A 14,856-nucleotide genomic window follows, 5' to 3' on the forward strand; every position below is an offset into this window, starting at 1 on the left:
TGGGTAGAAGTGGTAACATAATATACGGACTACCACTCTTGGAAAAGGGAGCTTTCCTTGTTTCGTGAAGATGCAAGCCGGGAATATCTCATCACCCAGCAGTCGCTTTCCGTATTTTCACCCAGCTGTGGCCGCCTGGTTCGAGGAGACCTTTGGAGAACCGAGTCCGCCGCAGGCATTGGGTTGGCCTGCCATCGCTTCCGGCGAAAATGTCCTTATCTTGGCACCCACCGGGTCAGGGAAAACCCTTGCGGCGTTTCTCCAGTGTCTCAGCTGGCTCTTTTCCCAGTTTGAATCCGGCAAAGACATTGATTCCGGAGTGCAGGTCATTTATATCTCTCCGCTCAAAGCTCTGGACAATGATATTCACCGCAACCTCGAGCTGCCACTAGATGGGATCAAAAAAACAGGATCCCGTCTGGGAATGGATTTGCCTCGGTTGATAGCTGCCGTCCGCACCGGAGATACTCCTGCCAGCCAGCGCCAGAGAATGTTGAGGCATCCCCCACATATTCTCATCACGACCCCAGAATCCTTGTTTCTCATGCTCTGTTCCAAATCACGTGATATTCTCTCCACCGCCAGATTCGTGATCATTGATGAAATACATTCCCTTTTCCCGACCAAACGAGGGGTCCATCTTTCATTGAGTCTCGAGCATCTCGATACGCTGATCCGCCGGCGCGGTTTGAGTTCGCCCCAGAGAATCGGGCTTTCCGCCACTATACGACCTCTGGATGAAGTGGCTCGATTCCTTGGTGGGGGAATTCCCGCCTTTGGCGGGGGAACTCCCGGCGATCTCAATGACCGGCGCCCCGTCTGGATTCCCCGCCCTGTAAAGATCATAGATACTGGACAGAGGAAAGAGCTGGATCTGAGGGTAGAGACCCCGGTGGAGAATCTAAGGGAACTCCCGGAGAAGACCATATGGCCAAGCATATATCAAGAGCTGACATTTCAGGTGCTTACACATCGTTCGACCCTCATTTTCGTCAATAATCGCGCTCTGGCGGAGCGTATCGCGGCCAATATAAACGAATTGTCAGGACAACGGGTGGCTCGTGTTCATCATGGAAGCATTTCGCGCGAGGTTCGATATGAGGTGGAATCCCTTCTCAAGGCAGGCCAGCTCCGGTGTCTTGTGGCTACTTCCTCACTTGAGCTGGGCATTGATATTGGGTCAATCGATCTTGTAATCCAGGTCGAATCCCCCCATGAGGTAGCGCGCGGGCTCCAAAGGGTAGGCCGCGCAGGACACCTTTTGAACCTGCCTAGCAAAGGGCGCATCCTGGTCAAGACGCGTCAGGATCTCCTGGAAGCTGCTGTCATTGCACGGGAAATGACGATGGGTCGGATAGAGGAATGCCATGCTCCCCGCAACTGCCTGGATGTCCTGGCCCAGCATGTTGTCGGATTCGCCCTAGAGGGGCCCCTTCCTGTGGACGAGCTTTTCAATCTGGTAAGACAAGCCTATGGTTATTCCACATTGCCCCGATCGGCCTTTGAATCCGTCCTTGAAATGCTTTCTGGGAGGGTCAGGGATGATGAATTTCTCGGCGTGAAACCGCGCGTTTTTTGGGACCGGATAAATGGCAGGGTCAATGCTAGTGAAAGCGGCAAGCACCTTATCTACGCCAATGGCGGGACCATTCCTGACCGCGGGTATTATGGTGTTTATCTGTCGGGATCCGGAGAGCGGCTCGGGGAACTTGACGAGGAGTTTGTCTTTGAGCGTCGTATTGGCGACCGTTTCATCCTTGGAACCAGCATATGGCAGATCGATGAAATACATAATGACAGGGTTATAGTATCGCCCGGAAAGGGGGCCCCGACTGTTCCTTTCTGGAGGGGCGAAGGGGTCGGTAGGCCCTACGAGCTTGGCTGTATCATGGGCGAATTCCTGGAGGAAGCTGAAAAGAGGCTTGATAGTACTGATTTCATGGACTGGATTTGCCGTGATTTCCCCATAGGCTCCATAGCAGCCCGGAATCTGTATGAATTTCTCAAAGCGCAGAAAGAGGCTACAGATCGTCTGCCATCACGAAATTGTATTGTCCTGGAAGAATTTCAGGATGAACTCGGCAACTGGCGTGTAGCTATTCATTCCATTTTCGGCCGCAGGGTGAATGAGCCTCTGGCCATGCTGCTAGCCGATGCTATCCATGAGAAATATGGTCTATTGCTGGAGTGTGTCTGCCAGGATGATGGTATAATCTTCCTTTGTCCCGCCGCCGATAGGCCGCCATTATTAGATTTTATGTCTCTCGATGTGGAGAGCCTCGATGAGCGGCTTGCCCGGCTCATCAAGACCGCCCCTCTTTTCGGACTTGTTTTTCGTCATTCAGCCACGCGCGCGCTCCTGCTGCCGAGGCATGCATATGGCAAGAAACGCACGCCGCTGTGGCTATCGCGTCTCAAAGCGAAGGATCTCCTCCAGGTAATCGACAGGTACCCTTCATTTCCAATAGTCCTGGAAACCTACAGGGAGATCCTGGAGGACATATTCGACCTTCAGAGCTTGCGCCTTCTAATCTCTCGCATTCATGATAGTTCCATCCAGATACACCACGTGAGGAGAAAGACACCGTCACCTTTTGCGCAACCAATGGTCTTTGGCCTTATGGCAGCGTATATGTATGAACTTGACACCCCAAAGGCTGAGCGCAAAGTGCATTCCATGGGGATAAATAGGGAAACGCTCCGGGCTCTGCTTTCTCAGGAGGAGATCCGGGGGCTCCTGGACACTGAGGCTATCAGAGAAGCAGAAAGGGCCGCGAGTGGGATTCATTCCATAAAGCATTTTGATGATCCAGATGAAGTGCATGCCTGGCTTCTTAAGATCGGGGACTACATACCTGCTGAGAGCGAGAAAGAATCATATAGCCATCGTAGTCGCGAGTTAGAACAAACTATGTCAAGACTCAAGGCTCTAGGGCGCGCGACTCAAGTTACATGGACAATTCCCGACCTTGCAAGGAAGGTAGACGCCTGGGTCTCGATGGAAAACCTGAACGACTATCGTGTGGCACTGGCTGGGCGAATTTCGGTAGATGGTGGCGATCTGGCAGCTGCTTACTCTGACACCATGGGATCAATGCTCTGCCACTTTGGAACGGGGTCTATAGGGGATGCTGGGTTGAAACCATTGAATAGCACCGGACAGGCTGAACCATCCCGGGAAGAAGCGCTGGACAGAATCGTCCGGAGGTTTGCTCAAACCCATGGTCCTTTCAATATCCGGGATCTAAGGAATCGTTATGGACTTGGTGAAGTGGAATCAGCCGGTTCTCTCGGGAGGCTCGAAGCGGAAGGGCTGATCCAATCTGGGGAGTTCTTGCCATGGGGAAATGAGAGGGAATGGTGCTGTACATCCATTTTGCAGCGGATTCACAGGACCAGCCTGGCCAAGGCCCGGCGTGAAATAGAACCATGCGATCCCGAGACCTATGCGTTGTTTCTCGCCCGGTATCATCGGATAGATTCGCCAGGCATGGGGCAGGAGGCATTGGGCGGAGTCCTTGCTCAGCTCAGGGGGGTTTTCCTGCCCGCCAGAAAATGGGAAGGTGGCATTCTACAGGCGCGTATACAGGACTACTCGCCATCTATGCTGGATCATCTCATTAGCAGAGGACAGCTTACGTGGGTGGGCGCTGGAGGCAGGATCGCATCTTTGAATGTAGCCTTCTGGCCGGCAGACCGCGATCTCCCTCCGGGCATGCCACATTTCGTGCTTCAGCAGGCCCGTTCGCTACCGGGTCAAACCAACGATGCCGCAATAGATCTGGGGCGACTATCGGACGATGCCCGCCAGGTCATCTCTGCCCTGCGTTCAGGGGGCGCCATGTTCCTAAACCAGATATGGCAGAGAACTGATCTTCCTCCGGAGCGGCTTATAGCTGCCATAATCGAGTTGGTTACCATGGGTTATGTGGCAAATGATACATTTGAGCCGGTCAGGCAGATCGTGGAACGAAGATGGATGATGAACAAGGTCATAGATAGGATGGGAAGATGGTTTCTAGTCGAAGGTCCTGGTGATGACCATGCGGAGAACCTTTCCGAGATGCTATGCGACATGTTTTTCGACAGGTATGGCATTGTCACGCGTGAAGTGGCCATGTCGGAGGGAATCTCCTGGGGTATCCTACATAATATTCTAGATGCATGGGAGGCTTCTGGCAGGATAAGAAGAGGGTATTTCGTCCAGGGTCTATCTGGTATCCAGTATGCACGGCCGGATGTCATCGAAGAACTGAGAAAGACCCGCGATGAGAAGGCCAAGTGTTTCCTCGGGCTGGTCGGCGGGGATCCGTCCAACCCCTGGGGCAGTATCCTTCCATGGCAGTTGGCATGTGGCAACAAACAGTCGGAATGCGGCAATGGCCTCAGTTCTCCTCTGCATCCCTCTTCTTTGTCAGCGATAGTGATGCGCTCAGGACGACCAGTTTTGGCCGCAGATGGAGCAAAAGCCAGAATTCGCACTCTTTCTGATTTGCCGGATGACGAAATGATTCCTGCGCTTCAGGCCCTGATGAATATTCTATCCAAGATGAATGGCAGGCGACGGATAGAAATAGCGGAATGGAATGGCGGTCCGGTCCTCGGAACTCCGGCGGCGCATTACCTTGCTGAACTAGGGTTTGAGCGGGGACCGCGGACCATGATCAAGTGGTGCGGATGATAGCATTGCGATCCTCAGTCTAGTCATTGGTTCTACATCGAACGATTCATCAGAACTCACCCCTATTATTTTCAATAGGGCCTCTATAACCTTATAAGCAGAACATGTATATAATTATTTATACATCATGAGCTTTATTGAAATTTCTCGTTTTTTCCTCGGCACCATTCGACGCGATTTGCGGTGGGGGGGTAGTAAAATATGATCGAGGAATCTATCATAATGCCCATCATCGGTATTCTGTTCACGAAAGAGTGTTTCTGCTATCGACTTGTAGATAAAATACAGTCCTCGCCATTATTTATTACGACAATCGCCTCTCAATCTGAATCCAAGCCTGAAGGAGGACTGTAAAAAAGGCGAGATTACCTTACTCAACGGAAGTATAAATCACTTCTTAGAACCTTAGCTGAAGCTGAATTTGTTATATTAGATCCAGCGGGAGATAGCAATAGGTGTTTAGCATCTCAACGTTTCGATAGATAAGGTTTTTGGTGTATATAGGATGCAAACCATCGCGAAAGACCTTCTATGTCAATAGGTTTATCAAGAGATTTTAGGTAGTACAAATGTTCGTGCTCTTTGAAGGGACGGGATTCTCCCCTTCCACCGGCAATGGGCAGATTAAAATCCAATCCTTACCGGCGGTTAAAGAACATTGAAAACCAAATATCTAATATTATGCTGCCCGACTAAGATGCCTGGCGCGGGGTGTGATAAACATGGCTTCGTCATAGCAAGTACGGTTTTTCCACATGGCAAAAACAATCCGTACCCAGATATTTGCTAATGCCCGCAAGGCTTCATGGTGGGTTTCGCCCTGGCTTCTCTTGGTGTCGTAATATTCCCGTGCCCAGGAGACCTGCCTGATGCTCTGGAAGGCAAATAGGTGCATGGCTCGTCGGAAAGGTTTGACGCAGGATTTGCGTTGCCGGGCAAAGCGGTACTTGCCGCTCTGAAAGATTACCGGCGAGGTGTCAGCTAAAGCCTGAACCACAGCTGCGTTCTCGTAGCGTTCCCTATCATCGTCCCACTCCGCCAACAATCTTGGCGCCAGCCTCCCGGCCGCTCCTGGAAGGCTAGCGAAGATTTTGCTGTCGGAGTGCAATTGAAAAAGGCGGTTGATCTCCTCATCATAAGCAGCTATCTGCTCTTTGACTACTTCCAGCTGACCCACCAGAGCGAGCATTAAGCGGCACTTTGCCCGCACAGTGGGGGCGCTGGCTCGAAGCTGAGGCTCCTGCGCTTTCTGCCAGATAGGGTTGGCTTCGAGAAGAACTCCGGGGCAACCGGATAATACTCCTTCAGGCAGGCAATGAGTTTATTGGTCAGCCGGGTGGATTCCTGGATGAGGCTGTCCTGGTCGCGGGTAAGCATCTTTAGTTCCGCTATTAGTTCAGTATCTGGCTTAAGTCTCTTCAGTTGCGCCAGATCGGACCGGCCAATGTTGGCCAGAAGCCGGGCATCGATGGGGTCGCTCTTTGCCCCGGAGGGCTTTCGCCGGTAATCCACAACCTTTGGATTCAAGGGGTAAACCGGAAAACCGGCTTCTAAAAGAAACTGCACCAGAAGGCCGTTTTTGGTTTCCACCAGGCAGGCGAAGCTTTCCGGATCGGGGTTGATACTCAATAGTTTTTGTTTCAACTGCTCTAAGCCTTCCCTTTTATGGGGAATGGTGAAGCATTTTAGGTCTTGACCTTTTTCATCGAGCACGGCTACGTCATGATGCAGGTCAGCCCAGTCAATCCCTACAAAGTACATGTTCAGAACCTCCCCAGAAAGAATTCTGCTGCAGACTGGCAGTGGGCCTTATCTAACACGGTGCTCGAAGCACAACCCTTCTATGAACCGCAGTCTGCAAATTTGATCCGGGAAAGGTAGCTCTTTCGTAAGCAGTCGAATTGCCAGGAGGTGGAATCCTTTTCCCGGAAACCTTTTAACTATCTTTGCCAACTTAGGAGGGTATTCCTGCTGCCTAAGTTGAGTTTAGCAGATAAGGAGGTGAGTCTCCAATGGTAGACCAGGAGACGATACTTGTTGACGAAAATGCCTTAGATATTGAGGAACTAGACCTGAGCGACTTAGAAACACTAGGAGAACTCTGCTTCACCCTAGATGCCGGTTGTGGTGCCGTTATTGTCTGTGGTGGTTGTAGAATTTGCTGAGACTATCCGATGATTAATGTAAAAGGAGGGTGGATTAGAAGTGGCTAATGAGGATCAGGTTCTCTTACGAGAGCTAGAGATGGAGGAACTAGACCTTTCGGAGCTGAACGATCTGGCCGAGTTGTGCTATACCCTAGATGCTGGTTGTGGCGCTTTAATCTGGTGCGGAGGATGCTGCTAGTACTACTTTGTTATGTAGGCAGCTGCCATCCAATTCGGCGGTCGGTAGCGTGGCTGACCCGCCCTGTAATCTGTGTCTGAAGGGCGACAGGCGGCCGCTTCTGCGATTAAGTTGCCATGTGCTACCTATCTGGCAGAATAGTACCAGGAATATGCTTGGAAATTCTCCTGAATGGGCTACATCCCACGATATATTGGGACAATGTCTGAGCATGGTCACAATATGTGGAGACTGCAAGTGTCTTTGATCAATCTCCTAAGTCGGTCATTACAAATAACCGGTACATTTTTGCCCCCAAACTTGAAGCGATGAGAATTTCTATTCCTGATCTAGAGGCGCATAACATAAAGTGGTAATCCCAGCGGGGGATATGTCCTCCTGTAGCCACGAGTTACCTTCGGCCATCGTCGACTGCCGGTCGCTTGGCAGACGACAACAATCGCTACCGAGCGATCGGCGGTTTTCTAGGCGGAGGGGATGCTGATTAGGACGCGCATAAAATGACTGTACAATTATTAAGGCTTATCGGGGCTTACTGTGAAACTGGGCTAGCACACTCATGATTTTGGCGATAAGAATTAGCTAACATGCAAGAAAATTAAGTAATATGAGAATAACCCGTATAGATCGGAGTAAATGTTCGTATATCTGTATTCACGCGAACAGATTCACATTTAAGTAGCCAACCTCACACAAATCTGTGATGGTCCATTATTAATTCTAAGACACGCCAAAAGGGCGAAGGGCAGATCACTTTGGTAGATGTAGGTGATTTCTGGACTCCATAGCTGAAGCCAGGGGCATCATAGATTACTTGAGGCATGGATTTACTCTCTGCGGCCTCAGCTATGATGAAGTGGCGCAATCTCTAGGTTTGGGCAGTATTGGGCTTGTATTTCTAATAATCTCGCCGAGGTGATAAGAATGAGGGAGCGCCATATATTGGACAATCTAAAACTCATTGATTGCGGCGATGGGCGGTATGGGGCATTTAGCCTTCTTTCAGGCATTATGCTTAAGCTCAATGAGCGTTCTTATCATATACTGAGATTATTGGTGAAGGGGGGAGACGAGTTTGAGATAGCCGAAAGATTGCGCGGCTCATATAGGGAGATTAAGGGGGTTATTAACTCAGTATCCAATATAATCCACAAAGAACAAATAGCGAGTCCCACCAAGGAGTCGGTACTGGGCAAGCTGCAGCTAATAGTAACTAATTACTGTAATTTTAAGTGCAGATACTGCTACGCAGATGGTGGCATGTACCACCAACAGGTCCGGGGCCAAATGACTCCCGAGGTTGTACGCGAGGTATTCGAGCAGTTCTATGCAGTCTACCATCGGATAAAGGCGATTCAGATTTTCGGGGGTGAACCACTCTTAAATTGGAGAATAATAGATTTCATATGCAATTATCTAGAGCAGAAGTGCAGTAAAAAAGATGTTCCTAAAATAGGAATGAATACAAACCTTAGCATTTTGCCTGCGAGGATGATTGAGATCATAGGGCAACATGATATACATCTCTGCGTAAGCTTAGACGGGCCGCAGGAAATAAATGATATGTTGCGGATTCATAGAAGCGGCAAGGGGACATTCAAGACGGTCGCCAAAAACATCTGCCGACTCAAGGAGGCTACCGGTCAGCCGGATGCGCTCGAGGTTACATATACAATGGAGCATGTGAAAGCAGGCTTGACCCGCAGGGATGTAGCTCGGTTTCTGCGTGACAAATTCGGGGTCACCACCATATTGATCTCAAATGTCGGTGACATGGGAAACCCAGAAGGATCCCAAATAAGATCACAGCTTCTCGTTGAGCAGGGGGAGGATTACTTCGGTGAGAGGCTACAGGAATCGCTAGGGTTGTTACATGAGGGGATATTGGATTTCGAGCCCCTCAAGATTCTGATATATTTGGCATTGAATTGGGGTTCAGAATACTATTGTACCGCTGGCATTAACACAATATCTGTGATGCCAAATGGAGATATGTACCCATGCCAGTTATTTTGTGGTAAAGAGAAATTCTACATGGGGAATTGCCTAAGAGATGGCATTTTTGATAATGCACATTTCGGGCAAGTCCAGGGATATTTGCTAGATATGAAGAAGGATCATAACGCCCTATGCAGAAATTGCTTTGTGAAACCGTATTGCCATGCATGTATTGCTTATCAATACGATAAAACGAATGTCTTGATTCCCATAGATGAGGCGTACTGCGATAGGACAAGAAGGACCGTAGAGGTCGCTATTGACACTTTGTTTAGCATGAGGACAAATGAAAAGATCTGGAAAGACTTTATCTCGAGCATTTACAAAATTGCAAACTGGGTATATGTATGAAAAGCCTGCAAAAGGACATAGCTGGGGCATGAGGGGGGTCTTTTACGCCAATTTTTCCAGATATTCTTACAAAGTCAAGGGGCGAGTGCAGGAACTGGCCATATCATTTGGATTTTGTTTCGGAGAGGAGGTTAACATTGAAAAGGCTAAGTATTGATTCCATACGCAGCCACTCTCTATCAATGAAAACAGGTGTTCTTGAGAAAATAAGGGAAATCTTAGATAAAAGTGAGTGGAAAATAGAGAATTCGATAATAGGTCTAGCGAAACCGAATTTGAATAGCGCTATTAGTACCTTGTCAATAAGCAAAATCATATCCGTGCCTGATACTGCACTCTTAATTCGTGAGCATAGCCACATTTGTGTTAACCCTGAATTTCTCTTACGCGCCATAAAATTTTGCCAAAAAAATGGTTTTTCGTTTGTCTTCATGCATTCCCATCCCTATGACACTGCAGTTCCTTCGCGTGCAGATGAAATAGCGGAAGAAGGTATAATGCGAAAGGTCCTTGAAAGAATACCCAATAGTTTTCATGCAACGATTATTATTGGCATGAGATGTATATGGGGGAGAATATGGTTAGATACACCTTTAAGGTGGGTTCCCTTAGATCATGTGTATATCACGGATGATCGATCCGATACCATATTGTATGAGTTGCATTGTATAGACCATCAATTTAAATATGCATAATGGAACCCACGATAGCTCTATATAAGCCTATCTATCCTGGTGTCGATTGACATGTAGACTGGGAATATGGTCGGCGCTATGTGACTATAGCTAGGGGTGGGCGGGAATCTAGAATTGCAGTGCGATCTAGGATTGTCTCACAGATCAATGCAGACTTGCTATTTCAGCCCAGGGAGGGAATTCTATGAAGGATTCCGATACTTGGTTAGGGCTCAGACGGGTATTTGGCTTCTTAAGGCCGCAATGGCCCTGGATGGCGATCAATCTATTTAGTGTTGCCCTTGGTGCGGCCTTAACTGTATTCATCGCCCACTTCATGAGACATACCATAGATATGTCTCTCAGTGCCAACCGGGATGCCTTCCTATCTAACGTGCTAATCCTATTGATCTTGATTGCGCTCAACTTTCCAGCCGAATATCTTGCCCGGTATTCTACCGGGCGATTCACCGCATATGGCCTCCGCGATATACGATGGCGTGCCGGACGCCATATAGCAGGGATATCGACTTCATACTTAGATTCTGGCCACTCTGGCGATATCGTTTCCCGCCTTACCAATGATATAGGTGTTTTGCAGGATTTCTTGCAAAGGGATTTCTCCCAATGCATCCTTCAACCACTGCTGTTCTTGGGTTCCTTCACTTACCTTGTGCTCACAAACTGGAGATTAGCGCTATTCAGCGTCGTCACAATGCCATTATTCACGTTTTGGGCGAATATGCTGGCCGGGCCGATAGCAAAGCATACCAATCAATTTCAGGAAAATCTAGGAAAATTGAATTCGCTGCTTCAGGATGCTATTGGCGGTATACAAATAGCCAAATCATTTAACCTCGGAGACCTTTTGATCAGGAATTATAAGGCAGCAAACGAGAAAACGATCGGTGAGGGGGTCAACATAGCAAGAGCTCAGGCTAAGGTATTCTCCCTGGGCATATTTCTATCTGTCTTACCTTTCATCCTGTGTATGGCCTATGGCGGATACCTTGTTATAGCGAATGAATTAACAATGGGGAGTCTGATTGCCTTCCTGAATTTGCTTAATTATCTGGTACAGCCATTATCTATGATGCCCCAATTGATGGGCAGTCTGAAGGGATCCATGGCAGCTGGTCTTCGAATATTCGAATTATTTGAACAACCAATGGAGCGTACCGACGGCATTCCACTCGAACCTGACAGCACAATTCCCCCCATCGCCCTAAGGAATGTGTCTTTCTCCTATGATGGCAAGGCAGAAGTATTGATAGATCTCTCTTTTGAGTTGCCTGCGGGATCTACCATAGCGCTCGTTGGACCAAGCGGTAGCGGAAAGACAACTGTGATCAAACTCATATGTGGGTTTTACGAACCTCATAGGGGGGAGATCCTGCTATATGGACATAACCTGAAGGAATGGAACCTTCAATGTGCAAGATCCTATATATCCTTGGTATCTCAGGACCCCTACTTGTTCCCGACTACCATCGCTGAGAATATAGCCTATGGAAGGCCGGGGGCGAGTCTGGAGGAAATAATCAAGGCAGCTCAGGCCGCAAATGCTCATGAGTTTATAGTTCAATTACCCGAAGGGTATAACACATTGGTGGGCGAAAGGGGAGCCAAACTCTCGGGGGGACAAAGACAGAGGATAGCGATAGCAAGAGCGATACTCAAGGATGCTCCAATACTGCTATTAGATGAGGCTACATCTTCGTTGGACTCAGAATCTGAGAGACTGGTCCAAGAAGCATTGAAATCGCTGATGAAAGGGAAAACGACCCTCGTGATAGCCCATAGACTGAGCACCATAGAAAATGCAGATATAATATATGTCATAGATGAGGGTAAAGTCGTAGAGCAAGGAAAGCACAGAGAATTGCTTGACGAAAATGGCCTTTATAAGCACCTTTATGACTTACAATTCAGGGATGGAAGGGATGAGACTCTTCCATCAGACGAGTGTCAGGACGGCATTGCGGGGGGAGTATTACCGACATGAGCGAGATTCTTTTCATTTCCCGTGGCCTAGGATGGGGTCATAGCATAAGAGACATACTCATAGCGGAAGAGATATTCAGGAATAGACCAGAAATATCTCTGGGGTTTTCATCTTACGATTCGGGGTATAGAGCATATGAGGCTTTTGGTAGGTGCTGCTTCAACCTTGACCTACCAGCTGCTGGATCAGTAGGGAGACGCATATGCAGATTGGCCAAATACATTCGAGAGGTTGCCCCTATGTTAATAGTCTCGGATGAGGAATTATTCGCGCTACCGCTATCGCGAGGCCTTGGCATACCTTGCATCCTTATAACTAATTGGTTCCCCCCACCTGGGGACGAAGAAGGAATTGATATGTTCAATCAGGCGGACATGATTCTACTTGCAGAACAATCTGGCTTCCCCAGGGCTAACAGAAGAATAACATCCCCAATCCTGTATACGGGACCCATATATAGGCGAAATGCGTATACAGCGCAGGATCTACAGGCTGCCAGAGAGTCTTTGGGCATCGGGGTGGAGGAGAGAATTATCTTGGTAACGCTGGGCGGCAGTGGGAGCATAACTACCATGGCGGCTAATATATCTCTCCTGGAAATCATAATTGAAGCATTCCTGCAGTCACAGGCTGCTGAGAGTCTTTGTTTAGTATGTGGCTCTCTGGGTAAGTTTTTCTCATATGCTTCTTCAGTAGATGAATGTATAAGAATTATAGATAATACACCAGACATATTGAAATTGGCTGCTATCAGCCATCTAGTCATAACAAGAGGAGGCATAAATACATTATGGGAGATGGCGGATATCGGGGTACCAACCTTGGCTATCCCATATCCTCCTAGCATCAACATGTTTGAAGAACTATATGTCCAGATTATGGCCAAGCGAGGACTCACGATATACATTTCCCAACAAGACCTAACAGTAGAGAAACTATTGACGGTTATGCAAGAAATACAAGGTCCTGATTATAGAAATAGGGTAAGGAGCAACTTCGCCAACCTGCATATAGAGTGGGGCGTCCCCAGAGCAGCTCAAGCCATAATGGCCCATTTCGATACCCATTGTTGGGCAAAAGGGAGATGATCACAGGACTGAATGACATACCTGTATCATGCTCTGAAACGCATGGGGCTTTGCAATGATTCCACCTTTACTTTAAGGTCAGAGCAGTTCCCAGAGCTTGCCCAACTTGCGGGTATAGACCTCGACAGGTGCAGGAAATTGGCCTTTGACCTCGCAGAGGCTGATAATTCAACGAAAGTGAGCATCCCCCGGAAATTGGATGGGTTCAGCCTTCATGGGAATGCGAGGATATTCTATAGGACATACAAGAGGTGCAAGACCCGGTATATAGTCATTTTTAACCCGGAACTTCGCGTCACGAGGAAGGAGAACGGGAACCAACGGGTTGAAAAAGCAAAGATGGAGATAAAGGAACTGAACAGCGAGCTATCGGAGGCCGCAAAGGATATAAATGGTGCGCCTAGCAGGACTCGAACCTGCGCACCCGGCTCCGGAGGCCGGCGCTCTGATCCTCTGAGCTATAGGCGCACTTCTTCTATCCCTTTTGTGGTTACACTGTAATAATAACAGCTTGGCGCAGCTCTGTCAAATCTCCATTTTTTTCATTTAGATCGATTTCCCTTCAGACCAATTAGGTCTGAGGCAGGTGAGATCGGTCAGTCTAGATAACAAATGAGACAAATCAGTTGAAAGAGGTTGGGGCCAATATCCATTGGCATATCATATTATAGGAGGCGTTATCCGATGAATGCGATGAGTATAAGAAAAGGACCCTTGGGATTCAGATTGAGCGCGAGGGCTATTGTCATATCAGCGTTGATTTTGATTCTGACCGTATCTTCAGTGACCTTTGCTGAAAGCAAGAGGAGCGGTGGCTCATTCGTCTTCGGGGGTTCTATTCATGTTGACGCCGACGAAGTTGTTGAAGGCGGCGTGGTGTCCATGGGTGGAAAGGTCACGGTAGATGGGCGTGTGATAGGAGATGCAGTATCCATCGGCGGACCGGTTGAGGTAAATGGCACGGTCGAGGGAGATGTAGTTTCTGTCGGATCAAGGATTTATCTAGGCGAGAAAGCTAGGGTAACAGGGGATGTCACAAGCGTGGGCGGTTCTATCGAAAGGTCGCCCGGCGCCGTTGTGCAGGGCGATGTCACAACTTCGGGCTTCCCATTCACGTTCAGATTCGGTAATATGATTTGGCCCCATATGCGCTGGGCACCCAGGCATATGCCATGGGAATTCTTCGGAGCCATGTGGATCATCAGGCTCATAGGCGCATTGGTCTTATCTCTGGCCATCGTTGCCATCTGGCCGAATCATACAGCCGCCGTGGCTTCAGCCATCGAGGCGAAGCTGGGGCGGATTACACTTGTTGGACTGGTGGCGTGGCTGCTTCTTGTGCCCTCCATCATAATCCTGGCTATTACCCTGATAGGTATCCCGCTCATCCCGCTCTGGGTCTTATTCTATATAGTAGCAGCGATGTTCGGGCATGCAGCTGTCTCGATCTTAGTGGGGGATAGAGTTGCAAAGCTGGCCAATGCCACTATGACGCAGCTTGTCAAGGTGCTTGTGGGCGCCCTCATCATTGCGCTTCTGGGCTGGGTCCCGGGGCTGGGAGCGTTAGTGGCTGTCGTCGTGGGTGTAATTGGCCTTGGGGGCGTGTTGGAAACCAGGTTTGGGACAAATAAGCCGTGGTTCCCATCCCGGCAGCCCCAGCCTCCTCAGCAGTGATACAGCAGTACCGGCCGAATGGTGCGATAGCACGGCAAT

Annotated in this window: 7 protein-coding genes, 1 tRNA gene and 1 pseudogene; 7 read left to right on the plus strand and 2 right to left on the minus strand. The window is 48.8% G+C overall.

Annotated features, from left to right (window positions below):
- Positions 1-70: 70 nt before the first annotated feature.
- The gene (locus tag HPY52_07715) at positions 71-4,681 is read left to right on the plus strand and encodes a DEAD/DEAH box helicase (GenBank protein ID NPV80152.1); all 4,611 of its coding nucleotides are present in this window, start codon (positions 71-73) and stop codon (positions 4,679-4,681) included.
- 679 nt (positions 4,682-5,360) lie between these two features.
- Here the strand turns inward: HPY52_07715 and HPY52_07720 are convergent.
- Positions 5,361-6,442 (minus strand): annotated as a pseudogene (locus HPY52_07720) (IS110 family transposase).
- Between the two features lie 251 nt (positions 6,443-6,693).
- On the opposite strand from HPY52_07720, the gene HPY52_07725 reads away from it, so the two are divergent.
- The 5 genes from HPY52_07725 (at position 6,694) to HPY52_07745 (ending at position 13,143) form a co-directional block, all read left to right on the plus strand.
- A complete protein-coding gene (locus tag HPY52_07725; protein ID NPV80153.1) occupies positions 6,694-6,846 on the plus strand; it encodes a hypothetical protein in 153 nt (50 codons plus the stop codon).
- 40 nt (positions 6,847-6,886) lie between these two features.
- Entirely contained in the window at positions 6,887-7,027 is a 141-nt protein-coding gene (locus tag HPY52_07730) for a hypothetical protein (protein ID NPV80154.1), read from the plus strand.
- A gap of 942 nt (positions 7,028-7,969) precedes the next feature.
- Positions 7,970-9,376 carry a radical SAM protein gene (locus HPY52_07735; protein NPV80155.1) on the plus strand — a complete coding sequence of 469 codons (1,407 nt, stop codon included), beginning with the start codon at positions 7,970-7,972 and terminating at the stop codon, positions 9,374-9,376.
- An 879-nt stretch (positions 9,377-10,255) separates the two neighbouring features.
- Positions 10,256-12,055: an ABC transporter ATP-binding protein gene (locus HPY52_07740; protein ID NPV80156.1), complete on the plus strand. Its 1,800-nt coding sequence runs from the start codon at positions 10,256-10,258 to the stop codon at positions 12,053-12,055.
- Positions 12,052-13,143: a hypothetical protein gene (locus tag HPY52_07745; GenBank protein NPV80157.1), complete on the plus strand. Its 1,092-nt coding sequence runs from the start codon at positions 12,052-12,054 to the stop codon at positions 13,141-13,143. Before HPY52_07740 ends, HPY52_07745 begins: the two co-directional genes overlap by 4 nt.
- Before the next feature lie 392 nt (positions 13,144-13,535).
- Here the strand turns inward: HPY52_07745 and HPY52_07750 are convergent.
- Positions 13,536-13,611: transfer RNA gene (locus tag HPY52_07750), tRNA-Arg, on the minus strand.
- Positions 13,612-13,827: 216 nt separating this feature from the next.
- Between HPY52_07750 and HPY52_07755 the strand changes: the two genes are divergently transcribed.
- Positions 13,828-14,817, plus strand: coding sequence for a hypothetical protein (locus HPY52_07755; protein ID NPV80158.1), 990 nt, complete (start codon positions 13,828-13,830; stop codon positions 14,815-14,817).
- The last annotated feature ends 39 nt before the right edge of the window (positions 14,818-14,856 follow it).

It is taken from the genome of Bacillota bacterium (assembly GCA_013178415.1).
In the GTDB taxonomy this organism is placed as follows: domain Bacteria; phylum Bacillota; class SHA-98; order Ch115; family Ch115; genus Ch115.

Coding starts and splice junctions, on each gene's coding strand:
- HPY52_07715 (NPV80152.1), top strand. CDS start 71: ATGCAAGCCGGGAATATCTCATCACCCAGCAGTCGCTTTCCGTATTTT.
- HPY52_07725 (NPV80153.1), top strand. CDS start 6,694: ATGGTAGACCAGGAGACGATACTTGTTGACGAAAATGCCTTAGATATT.
- HPY52_07740 (NPV80156.1), top strand. CDS start 10,256: ATGAAGGATTCCGATACTTGGTTAGGGCTCAGACGGGTATTTGGCTTC.
- HPY52_07745 (NPV80157.1), top strand. CDS start 12,052: ATGAGCGAGATTCTTTTCATTTCCCGTGGCCTAGGATGGGGTCATAGC.
- HPY52_07755 (NPV80158.1), top strand. CDS start 13,828: ATGAATGCGATGAGTATAAGAAAAGGACCCTTGGGATTCAGATTGAGC.